This window comes from Pseudomonas sp. A214, assembly GCF_900156295.1.
Classification (GTDB): domain Bacteria; phylum Pseudomonadota; class Gammaproteobacteria; order Pseudomonadales; family Pseudomonadaceae; genus Aquipseudomonas; species Aquipseudomonas rhizophila.
This window is the reverse complement of sequence record NZ_LT707062.1, coordinates 4,092,386-4,113,293: the sequence shown is the minus strand read 5'-3', so window position 1 is coordinate 4,113,293 and position 20,908 is coordinate 4,092,386. Positions and strand designations below refer to the sequence as shown.

Below are 20,908 nucleotides of genomic sequence, written 5' to 3'. Positions count from 1 at the left end.
TGTGGTAGCGGGCGAGGGCGGTGCGGTTATTTTTGCACGACCCGCACCGCAGGCGCCTTGGGCTGCATCAGGCTGAAGTCGATCAAGGCTTTGCGCTGGTGTTCATAAGGGTTGCCGATCAACAGCGGGCGGGCCTTGAAGTCATCGCTCACCAGGCTTTTACTGCGGTCCAGCTCATCAAAACTCAAACCGGCCAGGTCTGCCCAGGTGTGGATCAAGTGAGCGCTGCTGTAGGGGCGTGACAGGTCAGCGCTGAAGTTCCAGTCATGAGTTTCACGCCACTTGGGCGAGGCCCAGGCGATGAACGGAACGGTGTACATCGGCGCGGTCGGCTTGCCTTCGTTGCGGCCAAGCGTGCTGTGGCCCGGCGAATCGAACACGTCTTCGCCATGGTCCGACAGGTACAGCAAAAAGCCGTTGGGGTCGGTTTTGGCGTAGTCCTTGATCAGGCTGGACACTACGAAGTCGTTGTACAGCACCGCGTTGTCGTAACTGTTGTAGGTCGGGACCTGGTCGTCACGCACCCCCGCCGGTACGCCCTGGCGGTCGGTGAACGTCTTGAAGCTGGGCGGATACCGGTATTGATAGCTCATGTGGGTGCCGAGCAGGTGCACCACGATCAGTTTGCGCGCAGCGCTGTCTGCCAGGGCCTGGTTGAACGGGGCGATCACATCGCCGTCGTATTGCGCCGCGTTCTGGTTGCGGTTGTTGTTCAGGTATACCTGCGCATCGGCTTGTTGAGAGAAGGTCGTGAGCATGGTGTTGCGCTTGGTCATGGTCTGCTGGTTAGTGATCCAGAAGGTCTTGTAACCGGCCTGCTTCATCATGCTCACCAGGGACGGTGTGCTCAGGTAAAGGTCTGGGTTCTGTTCATCGGCGAACGTCAGCACCTGCTGCAGCGCTTCGATGGTGTAGGGGCGCGGGGTGATGACATTGTCGAAAACCGAGAGCTGGTCCTTGAGCTTGTCCAGTTCCGGCGTGGTTTTCCTTGGGTAACCGTACAGGCTCATGCGCTGGCGGTTGGTGGACTCGCCGATGACCAGCACCAGAGTGGTGGGCTGGTCGGCCATGGCGTCCTTCAGGTGGCCCAGGGGGGCGATCTTGCTGGCGCTGTGAAGCATGCCCTGCATGTTTTCCAGTTGTTCGCCATAGCGCCGGTAAGCAACCAGCATCTGCCACGGCACGGCCGGCTCGATGCGACTTTCGAATTTCTCCAGGCCACCGGCAAATGTACCTGCACGCAGGGTGTGCTTGACCAGCGGATAGCCGGCAACTGCCACCACAATCGCAGTCGCCGCGACCATGGCTTGGCCGCGGGGCAGGTACACCGGGCGCAGACGTGTCCAGAGCCAATATCCGACGGCGGTATGGGCCAGGAAGGCCGCCACCATCCACCAGGCAAAATACTGCGTCATGTACTCGCCGGCTTCGGACACGTTCGATTCGAACATGATGAAGATGACGCTCTGGGAAAACTCCTGCTGATAGATGAAGAAGTAGCCCAGGCTGGCCATGGAGCAAGCCCACAGGACCACGCCGATCAGCGCAGCAAGTAAACGGGTCCGGGCAGGAAAGAGCAGCGTGGGCGCAAGCCACAGCGCGCTCATCACGAATGCCTGGCGAAACCCGGTGAACCCAGAGGTGTCGGTTACCAGTATGAGCAGTTGGGTAATGCCCGAGAAATACCAGAAAAACAGAAATAACCAGCCAAACCCGGCCCAGTCGAAACTTTTCGCAGTCGTTGTGCTGCGTTTGAACAAACTCATCAAGCGCTCCAGCCTTCCTGTCGACAAAGCCGCTGGCACCCAATGGATGCCCACAGACATGCGCCGAACTACCTAAAAGGCCGGGAGTATCGCGATGGGGGTGTGAAAAGTTTGTTAGATATTTGGTTACAAAACGAATGTCGGGGGGGCTGTGGCGAAGGCGTTATTTGTGGCGAGGAGGTTTATTTCCGGTGGTCGCGTTGCAACCTCACGCACTGAAACCCGCGCACTCAGGGGCTGGCCGCTACGTGTTGCGGCAAGAACACATGCCCTTGGCACGAATGGGTACACATGGAAATGACACCGGTTTGTCCAGTGCCACTTCCGGCGCCGCGCCTCTGCTCGGGGGTTACCGAGCCAGGGCCTGGCTCTGATGGGACAGCTGGGAGTGTTGCAACTGCATGCGCAATTGCGTCACCTCATCAAGCAGCAGATCACGCTCTTCTTTGAGCAGGCGTAATTCGTCGCGACGAATGGTCACGTAAAGGGTTTGGGGAGGACGTGCGGTAACTACGGAGTCCATTGCTCACCTCGCAAATGGCGTACATCAACTATAGAGATGTCGCCAGTATTTGGTCGACACCTCTACTATCGGCGCCGATTCTGATTTCTTTTGCTTGTGATTGGAACTTTTTTATTTTTCATGGTCGCTGTGTCTTTGGCCGGATCTGGAGCGTTATCCCTTGTGATCGCTCGAATTACCCGGAAACTATGCAGCAATGCTCTGGACTAACCTCCACTCGTCGATTGAGCTAAACCTTTGACACACCTTTATTTGTAGTAGGGAGCATCAGCACATGCAACTCGGGATCATTGGACTGGGCCGCATGGGCGGCAATATTGCGCGGCGCCTGATGCTCAATGGGCATACCACCGTCGTCTACGATCGCAATGCCGCCTTTGTTGAAAACCTGAGCCAGGAGGGCGCAACGGGCGTCGCGGATCTGCCGCAACTGGTGGCCGGTCTGGAAAAACCACGGGCTGTCTGGGTCATGTTGCCTGCCGGCGCACCCACCGAAGACACGATTAACGTTCTCAGCGAGTTGCTGGAGCCGGGCGACGTCATCATTGATGGCGGTAACACGTACTACAAGGATGACATCCGTCGCGCGCAGGCGTTGTCGGTCAAGGGCCTGAATTATATCGACGTCGGCACTTCCGGCGGCGTCTGGGGCCTGGAACGCGGTTATTGCATGATGATTGGGGGTGACGCCGAAGTGGTGAAGCGCCTGGACCCCTTGTTTGACAGCCTGGCGCCAGGGATGGGCGATATACCGCGCACCCGCGACCGCAAGTCCGACGATGATCGCGCTGAACGCGGCTACATCCACGCGGGCCCGGCCGGTTCGGGGCATTTCGTGAAGATGATCCACAACGGCATTGAATACGGAATGATGCAGGCCTTCGCCGAGGGCTTTGACATCCTCAAGACCAAATCCAGCGAAAGCCTGCCACCTGAGCAGCGATTTGACTTGAACGTGGCCGATATCGCCGAAGTCTGGCGTCGCGGCAGTGTGGTGTCGTCCTGGCTGCTGGATTTGACCGCCGACGCCTTGGCCAGCGATCCGAAGCTGGACGGCTTCTCTGGTGAGGTTGCCGACAGTGGTGAAGGGCGCTGGACCATCGAAGCGGCCATTGAGCAAGCGGTGCCGGTGCCGGTGCTCTCCAGTTCATTGTTCGCCCGTTTCCGCTCGCGCCAGCAGAGCACCTACGGTGACAAGATGCTCTCGGCCATGCGCTTTGGCTTCGGTGGTCACGTGGAGACGCCGAAAAAATGACCTCGATCGGCAGGAAATCCAAGGCAGAACCCGCGCCGCCGACCACGCTGTTTCTGTTCGGCGCCCATGGTGATCTGGTCAAGCGTCTGCTGATGCCGGCGCTGTACCACCTCAGTCGCGACGGGCTGCTGGGGGATGGCCTGCAGATCATTGGCGTTGACCATAATGCTATCAGTGATGTGGACTTCGCCCGGAAACTCGAGGATTTCATCCGTCACCAGGCGGCGAGCAAGGGCGGTGATGCCGACCGGGCGCTCGACCCGGTGCTGTGGGCCAGCCTGGCTCGGGGCATCAGTTATGTTCAGGGTGACTTCCTCGACGACAGCACCTACCAAGCACTGGCGGCGAAAATCGCCGCCAGTGGCACCGGCAACGCGGTTTTCTATCTGGCGACCGCGCCGCGCTTTTTCAGTGAAGTGGTCCGCCGCCTCGGCGCGGCTGGGCTGCTTCAAGAGCAGGATGATGCCTTCCGGCGTGTGGTGATCGAGAAACCGTTCGGTTCCGACCTGCAAACCGCCGAAGCGCTCAATGCCTGCCTGCTCAAAGTCATGAGCGAAAAACAGATCTACCGGATCGACCATTATCTGGGCAAGGAAACGGTGCAGAACATTCTGGTCAGCCGTTTTTCCAACAGCCTGTTCGAGGCCTTCTGGAACAATCACTACATCGACCACGTACAAATCACCGCCGCGGAAACCGTTGGCGTGGAAACCCGTGGCAGTTTCTACGAACACACCGGCGCCCTGCGGGACATGGTGCCCAACCACTTGTTCCAGTTGCTGGCGATGGTGGCCATGGAACCGCCGGCTGCCTTTGGCGCCGATGCGGTGCGTGGTGAGAAGGCCAAGGTGGTCGGGGCCATTCGCCCCTGGTCGGTGGAGCAGGCCCGCGCCAACTCGGTGCGTGGCCAGTACACCGCAGGCCACGTCGGCGACAGACCGGTCAATGGTTACCGCGAGGAAGCCAATGTCGCACCCGACAGCAATACCGAAACCTACGTCGCCCTCAAGGTGATGATCGATAACTGGCGTTGGGTCGGGGTGCCGTTTTACCTGCGCACAGGCAAACGCATGAGTGTGCGGGACACGGAAATTGTCATCTGCTTCAAACCGGCGCCTTACGCGCAGTTTCGCGATACTGAAGTCGATGAACTGCAACCTACGTACTTGAGAATCCAGATCCAGCCCAATGAAGGCATGTGGTTCGACCTGCTGGCCAAGCGGCCGGGGCCAACCCTCGACATGGCGAATATTGAGCTGGGATTTGCCTACAAGGACTTCTTCGAAATGCAACCGTCCACGGGCTACGAAACCTTGATCTACGACTGCCTGACCGGCGATCAGACCTTGTTCCAGCGTGCCGACAACATTGAAAACGGTTGGCGTGTGGTCCAGCCGTTCCTCGATGCCTGGCAACAGGACGCGACGGTCCAGTTCTACAAGGCCGGTGAAGATGGTCCGTCGGCCGCAGATGACCTGCTGACACGCGATGGCCGCGTTTGGCATGCGCTCGATGAGTGATCAGGTGAAACACCCCATCCGGTTTTTACTCAGTGACATGGACGGCACGCTGTTGCTGCCCGACCACAGTCTCAACCAGCGCACTATCGAGGCCGTTCGCTCGCTGCGCGAGGCGGGCGTGATGTTCAGCCTCGCCACCGGGCGGCCGCCCCGGGCGATGTTGCAGCAGATCGAAGCCTTGGGCGTGGACCTGCCTACCGCCGCGTTCAATGGCGGTACGCTGGTCCACCCGGACGGCAGTTTCCTCGCCGTGCACTACCTGCCACCTGAGGCGGCTTTGGCGACGCTGGCCTTGTACGCCGACCAGCCTGATATCGAGGTCTGGGTGTTTGCCGACGGCGACTGGCTGGTGCGCGACGCCAACGGTCCGATGGTGCCGGTGGAGACGCGTGGGCTTGGCTATCCGCCGGTGCAAGTCGAGAGTTTCGAGCCTTACCTGGAACGTATCGACAAGATCGTCGCCACCAGCGCCAATACGCAGCTACTGGTTGATCTGGAGGCGCGCTTGCATCCGCTGCTCAAGGGCCAGGCTCAGGTCTCGCGTTCGCAACCGATCTATCTGGATGTGACGGCGATGCGGGCAAACAAGGGTGAAGCGCTGGCGACCCTGGCAGCGTTCCTGGGGGTGCCGTTGGAACAGACCGCCGCCATGGGCGACGGTGGCAACGATCCGGCGATGTTTCACCGTGCGGGGTTGTCGATTGCCATGGGGCAGGCGGAGGAGGCGATTCAGCGTCAGGCCGATGTCATCACCGCAGCCAACACCGAAGACGGCGCGGCGCTGGCAATCGAGCGATTCATTCTGGCTCGATGAACCAAGCAAATCCTCAGGGCCGGTACCGCACCACCACTGCTCGATACTTGCCATGCAGAGAATAGCCGCCCACCAGGATCTTCCCGTCTGCCTGCAGCGCCAGGGATGTGGCGGTGTCGAGGCTGTAGCCCAGCCGAGTGCGGACCCAACCTCTGCCCTCACCGAAATCCGGATCGAGGCTGGCGTCCGGCAAGTGCCGGGCCAGAACGAAGTCAGTTTCGATACCGCCGATGGTGGCCCCAGCGGTCACCAGCTTTGCGTCTGCTTGAAGCTGGGCCGCCGTCCACTGACTGGCGCTGTTGCCAAATTTCAGGAACTGACACTGTCCTTGATTGCAGCGAGGGTCCGGTTTGCCGTCCCTGCCCACTCTTAGCGACAGGCAATGCATCGGGTCGCGGCTGCTGCCCAGTGCTTGCAGATCACCGTCTGGAAGTTGGACGATCTGGCTGACCATCACGCTGTGCTGTTGGGTCGTGATGGACAGGAAACCGTCCTCGCCAAAGCTGTCATCAAGTGTGCCGCTGGGATCATAGCGGGCCATCAAACCTTGTTGGGGCAAGTCAATCACTCCGCCGACCACGATGCTGCCGTCGGCCTGAAGCGCCACACAACCCAGCCAAGTGTTTTTCAACAGATGCCGGACCATCACAAAGCCGCGGTTGTTGAACGAAGTGTCCAATGCGCCGTCGGGAAGGAGCCGGATCAGGATGCCGACATGGTCAGATAATTGGTAATGATGATTGGCGAGGATGAGGATCCGGCCATCGGCCTGCACCCGCATGTCGCAGGCTTCAAGACCCGGTACGCCGGGTGGGAGCCAGGTGTCGCGCAGACCTTGGGAAAGATTGCCGCACAGCCGTATGACCTGCCGCCCGGCGCTGCCGAAGCTTTGAACGGCGCGGCCCTGCTGATCGAACAGCGCGATGGCGGGCAGGGTGCGGTCGGTGTTTTCGTAGTGCAGACCGGACAGCAGGATACGGCCGTCGGGTAATTCCATCACCTTGCCTGCCGTGGCTTCGAAGCCGCGCTCAAAAGAGCCGATCACATAGCCATGGTGTCCGAAGCTCGCGTCAGCCGAACCGTCGTGGTTGAGCCGTGCAAGCCCGAACCGGCTGCCTTCGGTCGTTTCGATCCGGGCTGCCACCAGGATCCTTCCGGCATGATCGACCGTCAGGCCCGTGGTCCGGCTCCCGAAGCTACCGGTAAAATGCACCCAGGCTTTACCGTTATCGGCAAAGCCTGGGTCGAGTTGGCCGGCACAGGCTGCGGCCGTCGGCATTGCAAACGCGGTTTGATCGAGCATGCATGCCTCTCCTTGCGTGTCGATAAGCCCGGAGGGGCGACGACTGCATGAGGGCAACATTCAATCCCTGAATGTGACAATGCACAACTATCAGACGCTGCAGAAACAGCAGCGAATCGTGCCAGAACACTGGCTTTTCGATCCAGTGCAAAGCCTGCAATCCATCATCAGGTTTACCGCTAAGGATTTACTCAGGCATGGACCAGGATTGCAGGGTGTAGCCTTCCTGGCTCAACTCGGCACGGGCCTGTTTCAAGCAGTCAGCCAGTTGGGCCGGGTCGGTGTAGGCACTGCTTGGAATCTGAGTGCGGCCAATATGAGTATTGGTGCGGTCAATGACGGTCAGGCTCAGTTCACCATTACCGTCTTGTGGAGCCCAGGCCACGCATTGAAAAGGACGAAAGGCGCGGTCGGCAATCAAAAGAGCTTCGTTGATACGGAGCGGGGCGTTCATGGCGTTATCTCTTAAGTATGCCCAATCAAATGATGTGCCGTCGGTTGGGCGTACCGGGCGGCTGGTTACTTGTACTGATGTCTTGTAAGGGGGGGCAGGTCACACATTCCTTAAATAAATTTCGATTTTCTTTCAGACCCGGCTTTTGGACTTTTGTTTGAAAGCTTGATGAAAGATTCAAGCGGGCGACAACTAACGAAACGCGCGCTTATAACCACTTTAAAGCGAACTCGATAATCAATTGATACAAGCAGGTGTCAACTTCTTGCTACTGTTACATGCAGGTTCGCCAAACGACTGTTTTTCCTCATATTCCTTATTTTGGCGCCAAGGATCAGTCATGATCGAAGCCAGTACGTCGCGTCGTCTGCTCGTGGTTGATCCCTGCGATGATTGCCATCGCCTGTTGCCCGGATTACGCACCATTGGCTGGGACGTGGAGAGCTGTTCCCTTGAACATGCGGGCGATCGAACGTGCGATGTGGGCCTGTTGCGACTTCAACCTTTTCATCTGGAACGGCCGGAGGCGGTCAAGGAGTTGATCAGCCGCAGCGGCACCGAGTGGATCGCCGTGCTGAATCAGGAAGTGTTGCGTCTGAAGAATGTGGGGGACTTTGTCTGCGAGTGGTTTTTTGATTTTCATACCTTGCCATTCGACGTGTCCCGGGTTCAGGTGACTCTGGGCCGCGCCTTTGGCATGGCGCGTTTGCGCGGACAGGGCTCGATTCACATCAATGAGCCCGAACATGAATTACTGGGCGACAGCAAACCCATTCGGGAGCTGCGCAAATTGTTGAGCAAACTGGCACCTGCCGAATCGCCCGTGTTGATTCGCGGTGAAAGCGGCACCGGCAAGGAGTTGGTGGCGCGCACGCTGCATCGCCAATCCCATCGGCGCAACAAACCGTTCATTGCCATCAATTGTGGCGCGATACCGGAGCACTTGATCCAGTCGGAATTGTTCGGGCACGAGAAAGGCGCTTTCACGGGTGCCCATCAGCGCAAGATCGGGCGGATCGAAGCAGCTCACGGCGGCACCCTGTTTCTGGATGAAATTGGCGACCTGCCGTTGGAGCTACAGGCCAATCTGTTGCGTTTCCTGCAGGAGAAACACATCGAGCGGGTCGGAGGCAGCCAGCCGATCGCCGTGGATGTGCGGATTTTGGCCGCCACCCATGTGGATCTGGAAGCAGCCATCGAGCACAAGCTGTTTCGTGAAGACCTGTATTATCGCTTGAACGTGCTGCAGGTGCTGATGGCGCCGTTGCGTGAACGCCATGGCGATTTGTCGATGCTGGCCAGCCACTTCTCGCATTTCTACAGTCAGGAAACCGGTCGCCGGCCTCGCAGTTTCAGTGAAGACGCGTTGGTGGCCATGGGCAAGCATGACTGGCCGGGCAATGTGCGTGAGCTGGCCAACCGAGTACGTCGCGGCCTGGTGTTGGCCGAGGGGCGGCAGATCGAAGCGATGGACCTTGGCCTGACAGGTCATCAAGGGCCGGTGGCGCCGATGGGCACCCTTGAAGACTACAAGACCCGTGCTGAGCGCCAGGCGTTGAGCGATGTGCTTAACCGGCACAGTGACAACCTGAGTGTTGCTGCCCGCGTGCTGGGCATATCCCGGCCGACGTTCTACCGGCTTCTGCACAAGCATCAAATCCGCTGAATCAAGCCTTGCACTATTCGATGTGAGAGCGAGCCTGCTCGCTCCCACAGGGCACTGCGTTAGAAGTAATACGGGAATTTCAGGCTAAAGGTGAAGTCCGGCGCATCGTCGGTCAGACCGATGGACAGGTTGGGGACGATGGTCAGGTTGTCGCTGGCGGCTACGGTCATGCCGATGTTGAAGTAGCCGGCATTGGCGTCGCTGGAAACCACCGATTCCCAATCCCCGCCGTCCTGTTTGAGCTTGCTTTTCTTTTGTATGAGGTCGGAAACCGAGAACGACATACTCATCTTCTCGTTCAGCGCGAAGGCAATGCCCGCGCCGATCTGGAAGCTGTCGCCGATCCGCACCTTGCCCGGTATCCTCTGGTTGACGGTGGAGCTTATGTCGTCGAAGGACTCTTCGAAGTTATGGGTGTAGGAGAGGCTGCCGAACAGCACGGCCGGATCGAAGGTCTTGACCAGCGAGATCCCGGGTGTGATCGACCATACGCCGTTGCCGGTGGGCAGCTCTTCAGGCACAAACAGGTTGGTGTTGGCCTGGGACTGGCGCAGCTTGATGCCGAACGGCTCTTCGCCGGTTGGCGCCTTGACGCGCAGAGTGAGCACCGCGTCCGGGCTGTTGATCGATTCGTCCATGAATTTGTAGGCGATGCCGAAGTTGACGTCACCGATGGTGGGATCGCGGGTAACGGTTTCTTCGCTGGTCACCCCAGCTGCCCCTTGGTTGGCACCGCCGGACTGATAGGTGGATTCGCGGTAGACCACCGGTACGTTGAGGTCGAACTGCCAGCGATTGTCGAAGTTGTAACGGCCGGTGAGGTCCAGGGTCCAGGTGTCGGCCTTGATCCTGTCCAGGTTGATGTTGCCCAGGAAAATCGAGTCCAGGGCCAGGAAGCCGTTCAGAATCAATTGTCGTGTGTCGTAGCGCGAATAGGTCACGCCGGTTTCGAAGCTGAACTTGCCACCGCCAAAAAAGCCGCTGGCCTCGTCATAGAGGTTGGAGACACTCTGGGCGGGCTGTGAATCATCGGCCAGGGACTGCCCGTAACCGCTGCCGCCAGCCGCAGTCTGGTTGCCTTTCATGTCGGCTGGGGATTTGGCCAGGCGCTTGGGCGCGGGAGCAGCGGGTTGATCTTCGACCTGGCGGACTCGCTGTTCGAGTACCGCCAGGGCTCTTTGCTGGACCTCGTATCGTTGTCTGAGCTCGAGAAGCTCCTGCTTCAGTGCTTGAATGTCGGCGTCAGGTGCTGCTTGCAGCAGGGGCGCCGGTAAAAGGGTGCTTACGCACATCACAGCGCGCAACGATACGGATCGATACATGAAATATGCCGTCCCTATTTGCCCAGTGGTCGCAAGGCAGCGTAGTTCAATATCCGAGATTGCGCAGTCCGCGCAGCTGGGTCAGGTTGCAGTCCAAAGCTCCGGCGCTAAGGCCGTTGTTGTTCAACACCACGTTGAGTTGCGTCATGTTGTTGACCAGGTTGCTGTTACCCAGCAAGCGAGTGTTTTGCAGCAAGCCGCCCTGGGCGACTTGTTGCAGAGAACTACCCTGGTTGTGGTTGGCCTGGATCGCCATCTGCACGCCGCTGCCGGTGGCGGTAACCGCGACACTGCCGGCGGCGTTGCTGCCGCTGATGGTTTGGCCTTTGCTCAGCAGCTGGCCTTGAGCAGGCACCAGTGCGGGTGCCTGGTTGCTTTCCCTGACGTTGATGCTGACGTTGTTGTAGGCGGAATTGCCATCGCCCGCGGCGCGCACGCTCTGGGTCACGCCCTGGCCACCGGCCAGGCCCGCGCCACCGACAATGTTGCCGCTGCCCTGTTGCGGGGCCTGGCCATTGCCGGTCTGCTTGATCGTTGAAACATAGAACTGGGGTTTGACGGTGGCCGCCTGGATTTGCATGGAACTGCTCGCGCCGATCAGGTCGCCACTGGCGTTGCGCCAGGTGCTGCTCATGACGATGCCGAAGCTGATGACCCGACCGGGCATGACATAGCGTCCACGCAGTTCGGCAAGCTCCTGATCCTTGACTTCGATGGGTTTGAATCCGGCGTGGGCATGGCCCGACACAGCCGCGGCAAGGCTGGCAAACGCCAGCCAGCGTGAAGTTTTCATGTGCTGCTCCCGGAGCTTCCTGCTCCTTTTGTACTTATGGTTGGCGATTGGTCGGCGATTAGAAAAAGTCGCTCTGTATGAAACCAAAATCCATCAGCTCTGCATCTTTGACCGGGTTGAACCCGTCCAGTTTGTTACGCGCCGTTAGCGGTTGCGGAGGGGTGCGCAGTGCGTTGGTCTTGTCGTAACCCGGGCCGACGATGGCAAACACGATGCCGTTCCAGCCTTTGACGAAATCGTTATGGGCGTAGCGCTTGTGCCCCAGTACGGGGTCGGCGATATAAACCCATTGCTGGTCGGCTCGCTGCAATACCACGAAGTGCTTGTAGCCACGGATGTCCATCAGGACCACCACCGGAATTGTCACTGCCTCGAGCTTTTCTGGCGGTATCCGGTAGCCCCGGGCGCGCATGCCGATGCTTTCCACGTAGCGCTTCATATCGAGCATGGAAAATCCCTGGGTGCGGACCAGGTCATGGTCGGCTTTGACCAGCATGCCCTTGATGACGTGCTCTTCATCCACGTCAAGCCAATAGGCCTGGCGCAGTACCGTGGCCAGCGCGGCGGCGCCGCAACTGAAATCGGTTTTCTGTTCGACGATGTCACTGAACTTGCGCTCGCGCACACTCTGTACTGGCTTGTAGACCAACATGCCGCCGGGTAGGGCAGCGACCGGCATTTGCGCAGCTTCAGCCACGCCGGCCAGACAAAGGAGCAGAGAAAGGGCTGCCGCTCGCATGATCGATACGCCTTATGCACACCTGGGAAAGAAGCCCCGTTTCCGGGGCTTCGTTTCGATCGCGCTTACATGCAAGTCCTGCAACCGGCCGAAATGGACAGCGAGTTGCTTTGCTGGTTGCCCACGCCCGCCGACACGTTGGCGCCGCCGTTACCGGAGAAGCCGTTCATGGAGTTGGTCATGGTCGCGTTGTTGATGACAGGGTTTTTCCAGCCATCGCGGGTCAGCACTTGTTGAGTGTTGCTGCCGGCCAGTTCGAAAGTGCCCACGGCGGAGAACTTGAACTTGTCGTCATCGTGACCGCCGCCGTAGCCGCCTCTGTTGCCCCAGCCGCCATGGTCGTCGTCTTCGACGGTGCCGGTGCCTTTGGCCTTGAAGGTGCCGGAAGCAGCGTAGGTGCTGGTGAGGGTGTCGGTCTTGTAGGTCCGTACGCCCTTGTTGTCGACCACAAGGCCGGTGGAAGACTGATCGGCCGAGGCTGCGGCTTCTGCGACACGTCCGCCCGATACAGCGATGGCCAGGTTGTTTTTCTGTTGGTTGAAGTTGCCGGCCGTCACGTTGATGCCGATGTTGCCGGAGCCATTGTTGCCCGCATTGGTGAGCGAGGCGTTGTTTCGGGTCGAGTTGTTTTTGACGTAGTTATTGTTATTGACCTGCATGGCGCTGGAGGTCGCGACCGCCGAGCCGAAGATGAATGCTTCGTCAGCGGTGGCGATGGCGGCGGCGTTGTCCTGCTGGTTGCCATCGCCGGCGGCGATGTTGGCGCCCATATTGCCGTTGCTGCCATTGAGCGAGTCAGCGGCTTCAGCCGTGTTGCGGGTGGCCTGGTTGGTCACCACGTTGCCGTCGCTGTTCTGCTCATCCATCACGGTCGCGCTAGCCCCGGCGGTGATCGAAAGCAGTTGTTCAAACGACGGACCTTGCGGACCGTGATTGCCATGCCCGTTGCCGTGCCCGTTGCCACGTCCGTTTCCATCAGCCTGTGCAGCCATTGCCATGACAGCGGCGAGAGCGAAAACCAATGGTTTAAGTGCCATTGTTGGTTTCATGGTGTTTCTCCTTGCGTGTCGTTGGTTAAGTGTCAGTACTTTCTTATGCCCACGTTTTTCGGGTCAGTCAGCGACCCGGATGCTCAGGGTGTTAGCCATGCGGTTCCCCACCCCGGCACTCTGGTTCACCTGGATAACCCCTCGGCTGCCGGTGAAGGCCTGGTCGCTGGTGACGACCTGGCGACTGCCGGTTGGGGTGCCAGTTGCTCCTGAGTTTGGTAACAACGCCACGTTCTGTTGAGAAAGGGCGCTATCGTCGATGCTCTGCGGCCGGGCACTGATGCCCACCCGCATGACATTGGCCATCTGGTTGTTGGCCCCGGCGGACTGGTTCACGCCCAGTACTCCGTTGCCGTTGCTAAATGAGCTGCCGCCGATGCGGGCCGTTGCGTTCATCGACGGGTCGGCCGCGGTGTCCAGTCGTTGACGCACGACAGTGGTGGCCTGGGCGTGAGTGCCGATGGCGATGGCCCGGGTGTTGGTCTGCTGGGTCTGATCGCCAGCGGCCTGGTTGACGTTGAAGTTGCCGGTATAGCGGCTGCCGGAATCCTGCAGATTGGCAGTGCTGATCACCGCCGCGCCCGGATCGGCGAACGCGGTGGACGAGCCGAGCAGGGCAAGCAGAAACAGGGTTGGCTTCATGTCACTGACCTCCGGCCAGCCGGCCCAGCGGGGCCAGCCCTGAACTCAGCGAGCGGTTGATCGTGCCGGAGATGGCACCACCGTTGCCGCCACCGTGACCGGCGCGCATGCCCGGCAAGCCGTTGGGGTTGGTCACGATGTTCAGACCTTGTACGCCGGTGTTGTTCGGGTTGACGGCGTTGCGGATCGACGAGCCGCTGGCGACGCTGGCGAATTCGCCGTCGCTCAGCTCGATGCTGGCGGTCGCTTGATTGACTCGATCAGATGGGTTGGCGTTGACGGTGCTCGGGTAGGGGTCTTTGCCACCGTTGCGACCGATATGAACGGGCTGTACGTCACGGGTGAGCACAATGACGCCGTTGCCCTCGGCCTGCACAGGGAGGCTGAACGTCGCGCCAGCGGCGCAGCCGATCAACAGCAGGCAGGTCAAGCTTCTATTGAAAGTCCCCACGGCATCGATTCCTTCTTCGGTGGGCTGGCCTTGGTCCAGCGTTGCGAAGGAGGAAGAGCAGGTGTTGTGCCGGTTATAAAAAATCTATCAAATTCAATGGGTTGCTATATTTAAGGGGAGTTTCGCCCAGCACCTGTTTCATCCGTGAGACATGCCGATAGAGGCTAATGGCCGGGCGCTATCGCTTGGCTCTGGTTCAAGGCTTCGCAAGCAGGTGTTTCAAGAACCTGACAAAGGCACTGGAAAAACCATCGAAGTGCTCTGGAGCCGGGTTTGCCACGACTGGGGTGTTTCAAGAGTGGTACAAACAGAGGGGTAAATCAGGCTTGGAGCAGTCGAGTCACGGTTGCAAACACCCGTTCCCGACGTTGCGCCCAATCGCCTTCAATAACCTGGAAGGGTTGCTGATGCCGAACCAGCCATTGCTCGATAGCCTCGAAAAACCTCATTCGGTCTTCCAGTTCGGGTTGGCAGCGCAGGCCGTCGCCCGTCCATTCGACCTGTTGCGGGCTCAGCAGCAGGTGCAAGTCGTAATGGCGGGCCAGCAAGGCCGGCTCCAGCCAGCTTGGGCAGTCGCCGAACAGGGTTTGGCTCCAGAGGATGTTGCTCAACAGGTGGGTGTCGAGGATCAACAACGGTGGTTTACCGGCGCGGGCTGCGTCTTCCCAGGCCAACTGTCCTGCGGCGATATCGGTGATGTCCGACAGGCGGGTCTCACGCGGATTCTGCTCCATGAAGTGGCGAACGTATTCGTCCACCCGCAAGCCGCCGAAGTGCTCCTGCAACTGCGCCGCCAGCCAGCTCTTGCCGCTGGACTCCGGGCCGGTGAGCACCATCACCTTCATGTGCGCAGGACCGGGTCGGCGCGCCATTCGCGCCAGCCTTGTACGGCCAACAGCGTGAACAAAGCGTAGAGCGCAGCGGTCAGGTACAGGTCCTTGTAGATGAACAAGCCCACGAAGATGATGTCCAGGGCGATCCACAACGGCCAGCATTGCACGCGTTTTTGCGCCATCCACCACTGCGCCACGAGACTGAAGCCGGTGAGTGCAGCGTCGAGCCAGGGCTGGGCGGCGTCGGTCCAGTGCGCCATGGCAGCACCCAGCATCAGGCTGCCTGCCGCGCCGACCGCCAGGCCACGCAATACTGAAGGCGCGCCCAGACGGGTGATTTGTCGCCCCTCATGATGCTGCCCCGCACGAGTCCATTGGTACCAGCCATAGAGTTGCAGTACGGCGTAGACACACTGCAGCAACATGTCCGAGTACAGCTTCACTTCGAAGAAGATCCAGCTATAGAGCAGCACCATGACCAGGCCGATCGGCCAGCACCAGGGGTTCTGCTTGACGGTCAACCAGACAGCAATCACGCCGAGGGCTGCGGCAAACAGTTCAAGCCCGGACATGGCGATTCCTTGGGTAGTAGGAGAAGGCGGCGATTGTAAACGCTGGCGCCCGTTTTTCTATGCCTGGTAAACCTTCTTGAGCAGGCGCAGCAATTCTTCGCGCTCGGCACCGTCAAGCGTTGAGGTGGAGTCCAGGTCGCTCTGTGCGGCGATTTGCTTGAGTTCCTTGAGCAGGGTTTCGCCGGTTTTGCTCAGGAATATCCCGTAGGAGCGTTTGTCGGGCTTGCACCGCACCCGCACGGCCAGTGCCCGGCTTTCCAGCTTGTTCAACAGGGGCACGACTTGCGGCGGTTCGATCGACAGGGCCTTGGCCAGATCGGTCTGCATCAGGCCGGGGTTCTGGTCGATGATCGCCAGAGCCGAAAATTGGGCGGGCCGCAGATCGTGGATGGCGAGTCGACCGATCAGGTTCTGGAACAGTTTCAACTGGGCGCGACGCAGGGCGTAACCGATCAGATCATCCAGCGCGGAGTCCAGCGGGGCCTGTGCGTCGGTACCGCTGGCCTGGGGCTCGGCGGGTTCGGCAAGCTTGGAAGACTTGGCCATCGGAGGGAGCATCCTCAAGGTGAGTGATTAACAAGGCTATCCATTTTGCCGAGGTTGAAGCGCGATGGCTATGGTGGATATCGAAATCGTGATTTGCCGCTTTGTCCTGTCCGTTGGGAAAAATACAGATAAATGGATTAATAGTTAATTGACATAACTAGTTTTCGAGTTTAATTTTTGCTCATCTTCAGCCAAGAACAAGAGAGCACGCCCGCCATGAGCAATTACGAAGGTCGCTGGAAAACGGTCAAGGTCGATATCGAGGAAGGCATTGCCTGGGTCACCCTCAATCGTCCGGAAAAACGCAACGCCATGAGTCCGACGCTCAATCGCGAGATGATCGACGTGCTGGAAACCCTGGAGCAGGACCCGGCCGCCGGTGTACTGGTGCTGACCGGGGCCGGTGATGCCTGGACGGCCGGCATGGACCTCAAGGAGTATTTCCGCGAAGTAGATGCCGGGCCTGAAATCCTGCAAGAAAAAATCCGTCGCGAAGCCTCCCAGTGGCAATGGAAACTGCTGCGCATGTACGCCAAGCCGACCATTGCCATGGTCAATGGCTGGTGCTTCGGTGGCGGCTTCAGCCCGCTGGTGGCGTGTGACCTGGCGATCTGCGCTGACGAGGCGACCTTCGGCCTTTCGGAAATCAACTGGGGCATCCCGCCCGGTAATCTGGTCAGCAAGGCCATGGCTGATACCGTGGGCCATCGCCAGTCGCTGTACTACATCATGACCGGCAAAACCTTTGGCGGGCAGAAAGCCGCCGAGATGGGACTGGTCAACGAAAGCGTGCCCCTGGCGCAACTGCGCGAAGTCACCGTTGAGCTGGCGCGTAACCTGCTGGAGAAAAACCCGGTGGTTTTGCGAGCAGCCAAGCACGGGTTCAAACGCTGCCGCGAACTGACCTGGGAGCAGAATGAGGATTACCTGTACGCCAAGCTCGATCAGTCGCGCCTGCTCGACACCGAGGGTGGTCGCGAGCAGGGGATGAAGCAGTTCCTCGACGACAAGAGCATCAAGCCGGGGTTGCAGACCTACAAGCGCTGAGACGACGGCGCGGCGGGTGCCTATCCTGCGCCCGCAGGCTGTTGTTCAAAGGCCCTTGGCGCTACTGTGAATGTGTTCCCTATAAAGACAATAAAGAGGAATCACCATGCTGGACGTGCCCCTGTTGATCGGCGGCCAGTCGTGCCCCGCCCGTGACGGTCGGACTTTCGAGCGTTGCAATCCGGTAACCGGTGAAGTGGTCTCCCGTGTGGCGGCTGCCACGCTGGAGGATGCCGACGCCGCCGTGGCCGCCGCGCAAGCTGCGTTTCCCGCCTGGGCAGCGCTGGCGCCCAATGAGCGACGCACGCGTCTGCTGCGTGCCGCCGAGCAATTGCAGGCGCGCACTGGCGAGTTCATCGCCGCTGCCGGCGAGACGGGCGCCATGGCCAACTGGTACGGTTTCAATGTGCATCTGGCGGCGAATATGCTGCGCGAAGCCGCGTCCATGACCACCCAGATCAATGGCGAAATCATTCCTTCGGATGTGCCTGGTAGTTTCGCCATGGCCCTGCGTCAGCCGTGTGGTGTGGTGCTGGGTATCGCGCCGTGGAATGCCCCGGTGATTCTCGCCACCCGCGCCATCGCCATGCCTCTGGCCTGCGGCAACACCGTGGTGCTCAAGGCTTCTGAAATCAGCCCGGCGGTGCACCGCTTGATTGGCCAGGTATTGCAGGACGCCGGACTGGGCGATGGCGTGGTCAATGTCATCTGCAATGCCCCGGCAGATGCGCCGGCCATTGTCGCGCGGCTGATCGCCAACCCGGCGGTACGCCGTGTCAATTTCACCGGCTCGACCCATGTCGGGCGCATCGTTGGCGAACTATCGGCGCGCCACCTCAAGCCGGCATTACTGGAACTGGGCGGCAAGGCGCCGTTGCTGGTGCTGGATGACGCTGACTTGGATGCAGCGGTAGAAGCTGCCGCCTTCGGGGCGTACTTCAATCAGGGGCAGATTTGCATGTCCACCGAGCGGCTGATCGTCGATGCCAGCGTGGCCGATGCCTTTGTTTCCCGGCTGAGCGCCAAGATCGCCACCTTGCGTGCCGGTGATCCTGCGGCCGGTGATTCGGTATTGGGTTCGCTGGTAGACGTCAGTGCCGGCCAGCGTATCAAGGGGTTGATCGACGATGCCTTGGCCAAAGGCGCGACGCTGGTGGCGGGAGGGCAACTGGACGGCAGCATTCTGCAGCCGACCTTGCTCGACGGCGTCACTCCAGACATGCGCCTGTACCGCGAAGAGTCTTTCGGTCCGGTGGCCGTGTTGCTGCGTGGTGAAGGCGACGAAGCCTTGTTGCGCCTGGCCAACGACTCCGAGTTCGGCCTTTCGGCAGCCATTTTCAGCCGCGATACCACTCGGGCGTTGGCTTTGGCCCAACGGGTCGAGTCGGGCATCTGCCACATCAATGGTCCGACCGTGCACGACGAGGCGCAGATGCCCTTCGGTGGAGTCAAGTCCAGCGGTTACGGCAGTTTTGGCGGCAAGGCGTCCATCGAGCATTTCACCCAGTTGCGCTGGGTGACGATGCAGAACGGCGCCCGGCATTACCCGATCTGATATCCGTCGCATTGCGGGCGGCGGCGCGTGGACATCGCCGGCCCGATGCAGGCCAGACATAACAATAACAAGGCCGCAGCCAGATGCTGCCACGCTCCGCTCGCTTCGCGCGGGTTCGGCGTGCCTTGATGGAGGAAATGTACGTGAGTGTTGAGTTCAGATCGTCCTCCCGAGCCGGCCCCGGGCGCTATCGCCAGGTGTCGATTGGTCATCCAGCCGTTGAAGTCAGAGAAGAGCAGGGCATCCTGCACATGCGCTCCCTGGAGCCGTTGGCTGCGTTGCCGACGCGCTTGCTTGATCGCCTGGTGCATTGGGCCGAGGTGCGCCCGCAACAGACCTTTATTGCAGCCCGCCAGGCGGGCGGGGACTGGCGTCGAGTCAGCTATGCCCAGATGCTCGACAGCGTGCGGGCCATCGCTCAAGGTTTGTTGAGCTATGGCCTGTCAGCCGAAAAGCCCCTGGCGCTGCTATCGGGTAATGACATCGAGCACCTGCAAATGGCCCTTGGCGCGATGTACGCTGGGATTCCCTATTGCCCGGTGTCGCCGGCCTATTCGTTGCTGTCCCAGGATTTCGCCAAGCTGCGGCACGTTTGCGATTTGTTGCAGCCGGGGCTGGTGTTTGTCAGCGAGGCCGCGCCGTTTGAGCGGGCGATCAATGCGGTGCTGCCGGCGGACATCCCCTTGATCACAGTGCGCGGGGAAATGGCCGCAAGGTCCAGGGCAAGCTTTGCCAGCCTGCTGGCGCAACCCGGTGGTATTGAGGCCGAGCGGGCCTTTGCCGCCACCGGACCGGACAGCATTGCCAAGTTTCTCTTCACCTCGGGCTCCACCAAGCTGCCCAAGGCTGTGATCACGACCCAACGCATGCTCTGCGCCAATCAGCAAATGCTGTTGCAGACCTTTCCGGTGTTCGGTGAAGCGCCGCCGGTATTGGTGGATTGGTTGCCGTGGAACCACACATTCGGTGGCAGTCACAACGTCGGCATCGTGTTGTACAACGGCGGCACGTTTTACCTGGACGACGGCAAACCCACCGCCCAGGGCTTCGCCGAAACTTTGCGCAACCTCAAGGAGATTTCTCCCACTGCGTACCTGACCGTGCCCAAAGGTTGGGAAGAGTTGGTCAGTGCCCTGGAGCAGGACGGCGAGTTGCGCGAGCGGTTCTTCGAGCGCATCAGTCTGTTCTTTTTTGCGGCAGCGGGTCTGTCCCAAAGTACTTGGGACCGGCTCGACAAGGTCGCCGAACAGCATTGCGGCGAACGCATTCGCATGATGGCCGGGCTGGGCATGACGGAGGCGTCGCCGTCCTGCACTTTTACCACCGGGCCGTTGTCCATGGCCGGTTACATCGGCTTGCCGGCACCCGGCTGCGAGGTGCGGCTGGTGCCGGTGGACGGCAAGTTCGAAGGGCGCTTCCGCGGACCGCACATCATGCCCGGCTACTGGCGCTCGCCGCAGCAGACCGCTGAGGTGTTCGACGAAGACGGTTTTTACTGTTCGGGCGATGCGATCAAGTTGGCCGATCCCCATGACCCGCAATTGGGCCTGATGTTTGACGGACGGATAGCCGAGGACTTCAAGCTGTCCTCTGGGGTGTTTGTCAGTGTCGGGCCGCTGCGTAACCGGGCGGTGCTGGAGGGGACCCCGTATGTCCAGGACCTGGTGGTGACCGCGCCGGATCGCGAGTGCCTGGGCGCGCTGGTGTTCCCACGGCTGGCTGAATGCCGGCGCTTGTCAGGCCTGTCCCCGAGCGCCAGCGATGCCGAGGTCTTGGCCAGCCCACCGGTACGCCAGTGGTTTGCCGATTGGCTGCAACGTCTTAACCGCGAGGCGAGCGGCAACGCCAGCCGCGTAGAGTGGATTGCCTTGCTCGATGAGCCGCCCTCCATCGATCGTGGTGAAATCACCGACAAGGGCTCGATCAACCAACGGGCGGTGTTGCAATGGCGCGCGGCGAAAGTCGAGGCGCTGTATTGCGGCGAAGATCTGTCGATCCTGCGGGCGAACTAGTCGGTCCAGACCCAAAATCCGTGACAGCAAGGCTTGCCATCAATGT

Annotated in this window: 20 protein-coding genes; 7 read left to right on the top strand and 13 right to left on the bottom strand. The window is 60.1% G+C overall.

Annotation, left to right across the window (positions count from 1 at the left end):
- Positions 1–26: 26 nt before the first annotated feature.
- Together BW979_RS18340 and BW979_RS27640 are read right to left on the bottom strand one after the other, a co-directional pair.
- Complete coding sequence (locus tag BW979_RS18340; RefSeq protein ID WP_076384975.1) at positions 27–1,766, bottom strand: phosphoethanolamine transferase CptA; 1,740 nt, start codon at positions 1,764–1,766, stop codon at positions 27–29.
- Between the two features lie 349 nt (positions 1,767–2,115).
- A complete protein-coding gene (locus tag BW979_RS27640) occupies positions 2,116–2,289 on the bottom strand; it encodes a DUF6026 family protein (RefSeq protein WP_171061379.1) in 174 nt (57 codons plus the stop codon).
- 250 nt (positions 2,290–2,539) lie between these two features.
- Between BW979_RS27640 and gnd the strand changes: the two genes are divergently transcribed.
- From gnd to BW979_RS18325, 3 genes are read left to right on the top strand one after another with little or no spacing between them, the layout of a single operon-like run.
- On the top strand, positions 2,540–3,544 hold the full coding sequence (gene gnd, locus BW979_RS18335; RefSeq protein WP_256244141.1) for a phosphogluconate dehydrogenase (NAD(+)-dependent, decarboxylating): 1,005 nt from the start codon (positions 2,540–2,542) through the stop codon (positions 3,542–3,544).
- Positions 3,541–5,064: a glucose-6-phosphate dehydrogenase gene (gene zwf, locus BW979_RS18330; RefSeq protein WP_076384973.1), complete on the top strand. Its 1,524-nt coding sequence runs from the start codon at positions 3,541–3,543 to the stop codon at positions 5,062–5,064. The genes gnd and zwf overlap by 4 nt, the downstream gene beginning before the upstream one ends.
- Positions 5,057–5,878 (top strand): HAD family hydrolase, encoded by an 822-nt coding sequence (locus tag BW979_RS18325; RefSeq protein WP_076386672.1) that lies wholly within the window; start codon positions 5,057–5,059, stop codon positions 5,876–5,878. The genes zwf and BW979_RS18325 overlap by 8 nt, the downstream gene beginning before the upstream one ends.
- Positions 5,879–5,891: 13 nt before the next feature.
- On the opposite strand, the gene BW979_RS18320 is transcribed toward BW979_RS18325, so the two are convergent.
- Together BW979_RS18320 and BW979_RS18315 are read right to left on the bottom strand one after the other, a co-directional pair.
- Positions 5,892–7,181, bottom strand: coding sequence for a hypothetical protein (locus BW979_RS18320; RefSeq protein ID WP_076384971.1), 1,290 nt, complete (start codon positions 7,179–7,181; stop codon positions 5,892–5,894).
- A 187-nt stretch (positions 7,182–7,368) separates the two neighbouring features.
- Positions 7,369–7,635 carry a hypothetical protein gene (locus BW979_RS18315; protein ID WP_047226544.1) on the bottom strand — a complete coding sequence of 89 codons (267 nt, stop codon included), beginning with the start codon at positions 7,633–7,635 and terminating at the stop codon, positions 7,369–7,371.
- Positions 7,636–7,975: 340 nt separating this feature from the next.
- On the opposite strand from BW979_RS18315, the gene BW979_RS18310 reads away from it, so the two are divergent.
- Positions 7,976–9,301 (top strand): sigma-54 dependent transcriptional regulator, encoded by a 1,326-nt coding sequence (locus BW979_RS18310; RefSeq protein ID WP_047226543.1) that lies wholly within the window; start codon positions 7,976–7,978, stop codon positions 9,299–9,301.
- Between the two features lie 59 nt (positions 9,302–9,360).
- Here BW979_RS18310 and BW979_RS18305 read toward each other — a convergent pair whose 3' ends face one another.
- The 9 genes from BW979_RS18305 to BW979_RS18265 all read right to left on the bottom strand — a co-directional run bounded on the left by BW979_RS18305 (position 9,361) and on the right by BW979_RS18265 (position 16,248).
- Positions 9,361–10,623 (bottom strand): transporter, encoded by a 1,263-nt coding sequence (locus tag BW979_RS18305; RefSeq protein WP_076384969.1) that lies wholly within the window; start codon positions 10,621–10,623, stop codon positions 9,361–9,363.
- A gap of 46 nt (positions 10,624–10,669) precedes the next feature.
- Positions 10,670–11,416 carry a hypothetical protein gene (locus BW979_RS18300; protein WP_076384967.1) on the bottom strand — a complete coding sequence of 249 codons (747 nt, stop codon included), beginning with the start codon at positions 11,414–11,416 and terminating at the stop codon, positions 10,670–10,672.
- 58 nt (positions 11,417–11,474) lie between these two features.
- Positions 11,475–12,155: a C39 family peptidase gene (locus BW979_RS18295; RefSeq protein ID WP_047226540.1), complete on the bottom strand. Its 681-nt coding sequence runs from the start codon at positions 12,153–12,155 to the stop codon at positions 11,475–11,477.
- A 65-nt stretch (positions 12,156–12,220) separates the two neighbouring features.
- Positions 12,221–13,204 (bottom strand): heme utilization protein, encoded by a 984-nt coding sequence (locus tag BW979_RS18290; protein WP_076384965.1) that lies wholly within the window; start codon positions 13,202–13,204, stop codon positions 12,221–12,223.
- Between the two features lie 63 nt (positions 13,205–13,267).
- Positions 13,268–13,846: an adhesin gene (locus tag BW979_RS18285; protein ID WP_076384963.1), complete on the bottom strand. Its 579-nt coding sequence runs from the start codon at positions 13,844–13,846 to the stop codon at positions 13,268–13,270.
- 1 nt (position 13,847) lies between these two features.
- On the bottom strand, positions 13,848–14,297 hold the full coding sequence (locus tag BW979_RS18280; protein ID WP_076384961.1) for a hypothetical protein: 450 nt from the start codon (positions 14,295–14,297) through the stop codon (positions 13,848–13,850).
- 320 nt (positions 14,298–14,617) lie between these two features.
- Positions 14,618–15,142, bottom strand: a complete 525-nt coding sequence (locus BW979_RS18275; protein WP_047226536.1) for an AAA family ATPase — start codon at positions 15,140–15,142, stop codon at positions 14,618–14,620.
- Positions 15,139–15,702: a nicotinamide riboside transporter PnuC gene (pnuC, locus tag BW979_RS18270; protein WP_047226535.1), complete on the bottom strand. Its 564-nt coding sequence runs from the start codon at positions 15,700–15,702 to the stop codon at positions 15,139–15,141. The genes BW979_RS18275 and pnuC overlap by 4 nt, the downstream gene beginning before the upstream one ends.
- A gap of 57 nt (positions 15,703–15,759) precedes the next feature.
- Positions 15,760–16,248, bottom strand: a complete 489-nt coding sequence (locus tag BW979_RS18265) for a MarR family winged helix-turn-helix transcriptional regulator (protein WP_047226534.1) — start codon at positions 16,246–16,248, stop codon at positions 15,760–15,762.
- A 216-nt stretch (positions 16,249–16,464) separates the two neighbouring features.
- Here BW979_RS18265 and BW979_RS18260 point away from each other — a divergent pair, with 216 nt between their 5' ends.
- The 3 genes from BW979_RS18260 to BW979_RS18250 all read left to right on the top strand — a co-directional run bounded on the left by BW979_RS18260 (position 16,465) and on the right by BW979_RS18250 (position 20,862).
- Positions 16,465–17,295 (top strand): p-hydroxycinnamoyl CoA hydratase/lyase, encoded by an 831-nt coding sequence (locus BW979_RS18260; RefSeq protein WP_003202420.1) that lies wholly within the window; start codon positions 16,465–16,467, stop codon positions 17,293–17,295.
- 106 nt (positions 17,296–17,401) lie between these two features.
- Positions 17,402–18,850, top strand: coding sequence for an aldehyde dehydrogenase (locus BW979_RS18255; RefSeq protein ID WP_076384959.1), 1,449 nt, complete (start codon positions 17,402–17,404; stop codon positions 18,848–18,850).
- A 143-nt stretch (positions 18,851–18,993) separates the two neighbouring features.
- Positions 18,994–20,862, top strand: coding sequence for a feruloyl-CoA synthase (locus tag BW979_RS18250; RefSeq protein ID WP_047226637.1), 1,869 nt, complete (start codon positions 18,994–18,996; stop codon positions 20,860–20,862).
- Positions 20,863–20,908: the final 46 nt, after the last annotated feature.

What these genes read in the sequence shown, in the direction of transcription:
- BW979_RS18285 (WP_076384963.1), bottom strand. Translation starts at nt 13,846, where the DNA reads ATGAAGCCAACCCTGTTTCTGCTTGCCCTGCTCGGCTCGTCCACCGCG.
- BW979_RS18325 (WP_076386672.1), top strand. Translation starts at nt 5,057, where the DNA reads ATGAGTGATCAGGTGAAACACCCCATCCGGTTTTTACTCAGTGACATG.
- zwf (WP_076384973.1), top strand. Translation starts at nt 3,541, where the DNA reads ATGACCTCGATCGGCAGGAAATCCAAGGCAGAACCCGCGCCGCCGACC.
- BW979_RS18290 (WP_076384965.1), bottom strand. Translation starts at nt 13,204, where the DNA reads ATGAAACCAACAATGGCACTTAAACCATTGGTTTTCGCTCTCGCCGCT.
- BW979_RS18320 (WP_076384971.1), bottom strand. Translation starts at nt 7,181, where the DNA reads ATGCTCGATCAAACCGCGTTTGCAATGCCGACGGCCGCAGCCTGTGCC.
- BW979_RS18300 (WP_076384967.1), bottom strand. Translation starts at nt 11,416, where the DNA reads ATGAAAACTTCACGCTGGCTGGCGTTTGCCAGCCTTGCCGCGGCTGTG.
- BW979_RS18310 (WP_047226543.1), top strand. Translation starts at nt 7,976, where the DNA reads ATGATCGAAGCCAGTACGTCGCGTCGTCTGCTCGTGGTTGATCCCTGC.
- pnuC (WP_047226535.1), bottom strand. Translation starts at nt 15,702, where the DNA reads ATGTCCGGGCTTGAACTGTTTGCCGCAGCCCTCGGCGTGATTGCTGTC.
- BW979_RS18295 (WP_047226540.1), bottom strand. Translation starts at nt 12,155, where the DNA reads ATGCGAGCGGCAGCCCTTTCTCTGCTCCTTTGTCTGGCCGGCGTGGCT.
- BW979_RS18260 (WP_003202420.1), top strand. Translation starts at nt 16,465, where the DNA reads ATGAGCAATTACGAAGGTCGCTGGAAAACGGTCAAGGTCGATATCGAG.
- BW979_RS18315 (WP_047226544.1), bottom strand. Translation starts at nt 7,635, where the DNA reads ATGAACGCCCCGCTCCGTATCAACGAAGCTCTTTTGATTGCCGACCGC.
- BW979_RS18265 (WP_047226534.1), bottom strand. Translation starts at nt 16,248, where the DNA reads ATGGCCAAGTCTTCCAAGCTTGCCGAACCCGCCGAGCCCCAGGCCAGC.
- BW979_RS18275 (WP_047226536.1), bottom strand. Translation starts at nt 15,142, where the DNA reads ATGAAGGTGATGGTGCTCACCGGCCCGGAGTCCAGCGGCAAGAGCTGG.
- BW979_RS18305 (WP_076384969.1), bottom strand. Translation starts at nt 10,623, where the DNA reads ATGTATCGATCCGTATCGTTGCGCGCTGTGATGTGCGTAAGCACCCTT.
- BW979_RS27640 (WP_171061379.1), bottom strand. Translation starts at nt 2,289, where the DNA reads ATGGACTCCGTAGTTACCGCACGTCCTCCCCAAACCCTTTACGTGACC.
- BW979_RS18255 (WP_076384959.1), top strand. Translation starts at nt 17,402, where the DNA reads ATGCTGGACGTGCCCCTGTTGATCGGCGGCCAGTCGTGCCCCGCCCGT.
- BW979_RS18340 (WP_076384975.1), bottom strand. Translation starts at nt 1,766, where the DNA reads ATGAGTTTGTTCAAACGCAGCACAACGACTGCGAAAAGTTTCGACTGG.